Annotated in this window: 1 protein-coding gene; it reads right to left on the reverse strand. The window is 55.5% G+C overall.

Annotation, left to right across the window (positions count from 1 at the left end):
* The coding region (locus Abin_RS14900) for a hypothetical protein (protein WP_148315676.1) at positions 1 to 1,021 on the reverse strand (1,021 nt) is incomplete at both ends.

A 1,021-nucleotide genomic window follows, 5' to 3' on the forward strand; every position in this document is an offset into this window, starting at 1 on the left:
ACTGCTGGCATCACTTTCGTAAGCATCCGTATTCAGACTGAGGGTTTGGGCTGCCCCGAGCACACCCCCCTGATTGAGCAGGTCCTGCATGGGACCCGCACCGTCACCCAGCGCCAGAGAACCGCCAAGAGACTGGATCGAACCCGCCTGACGGTTATCCAGAGTGCGCGCAGAAAGAACAACGTCACCCTGCCCCTGAATGACACCGGCACGGTTATCAACACGCCTAGCCGAAAGACCGATCGCACCTGACTGCGCAATGATCTTGCCTGATCCGTTATCCAGATCAGCGGCGGTGACAGACAACAGTCCGGAACCGGAGCCAATCTGCCCGGCAGTGTTGGTTACACCCTGATCGGCCTGCACAGTCGTGCTGGTAGCACCATAAAGCGTCCCGTTATTGACAAGGGAAGCCGCCCTAACAGTCAAAGCCGTATTGGTCGAAATCAGTCCGCTGTTCTGAACTGCCCCAGTTGAAATCAGGATAAGAGCAGTTTCCGCCTTAAGTGCTGATCCAGCCTCGCCCTGATACTCTCCGACAGAAACGGAAAGATCACCCCCAGCGCCAATAAAACCCGGCCCATGATTGGCCAATGCACCTGCTGTCAGAGAGAGATAGCCTGAAGAAGTTGAAATCTGCCCAGAATTACTGGCACTCTTTTCAATCTTTACGGTCATATCGCCTGCAGAAGCGATGGTACTTCCCGCATCTGTGGTCAGGGAAGACGCATGCAGAGAAAGTGGTCCCTGAGCAGCACCGACCTTGCCAGAATTCCGGACATCTCCCGCAACCACAAAGGACGCACCTTCCTTTCCTGCCGCGGTCAGAGCCCCGCTGTTTGTCAGCGAAGCCCCGCTGACTGTCAGTCCCTGTCCTGCTGAAACTGAGCCTTTATTCTGAATGTCTGCACTTGATGTAAGACGCGTTTCTGCTCCAGACTGAAGCGTACCAATATTGTCAATGCCTGCCGCTTGCACCCCCACAGACCCGGACGCTGCCATCGTTCCATTGAGCACAAGA

It is taken from the genome of Acetobacter indonesiensis, assembly GCF_000963945.1.
In the GTDB taxonomy this organism is placed as follows: Bacteria; Pseudomonadota; Alphaproteobacteria; order Acetobacterales; family Acetobacteraceae; genus Acetobacter; species Acetobacter indonesiensis.